At 65.6% G+C, this 598-nt stretch carries 1 pseudogene; it reads right to left on the reverse strand.

From position 1 onward, the window contains the following. Positions 1 to 323 precede the first annotated feature (323 nt). Positions 324 to 598: pseudogene (locus tag LPA54_RS35235) on the reverse strand (hypothetical protein); the annotation flags it as partial.

Below are 598 nucleotides of genomic sequence, written 5' to 3' on the forward strand. Positions count from 1 at the left end.
CAACCGCACGGATCGCGCACATTCGCCGTACACCTCACGAACGAAAACCGTTCAGGAGCGGGAAAAAACGGTCCCGCCGCGTTCTGGCCGTAGTCATGCAAGGCGGGGGTGATGGTCACCGCCCGACATGACCACCACTCCCCCGCCCCGCATCGCCGACCCGGGCCTGTCGAACTTCCTTGGCGCCCCCGCCAACGCTCGGTGATTCTCGTTCGGGGGATGATCCAGGAGACGTGGTCGTCTGACTGGGTATAGTGGTTCTACGACCTCTACTCAGGCATCGAGGCCCCCGCCGGTTCCGGCGGGGGCCTCGGTTTTTTTCGTCAGGCGACTTGGAGGTTCGGTCGTCCGTCCGCCGCAGGGGGCACGGCGGCGTAGGCGGGCAGCTTCAGGTTGGGGAGGTCGTTGGCCTTGATCCGGGCGATCGCGGTGCGGAAGGCCGCCTCCATGTCCTGAGGACTCGCGTACTTCGCCGCCAGCGGGTGGAGGCGGTAGGAGTTGCCTTTGCCTCGGTTGCCTTCCTCGTTCTTCGGCCGCAGGACGATGTTCAGCTCGCACAGGGGTGCGATGAGGTTGCTGATGGCCTGCGGCCGAAGAA

Origin of the sequence: Streptomyces sp. DH12 (genome assembly GCF_020873895.1) — a bacterium.
Taxonomy (GTDB): Bacteria; Actinomycetota; Actinomycetes; order Streptomycetales; family Streptomycetaceae; genus Streptomyces.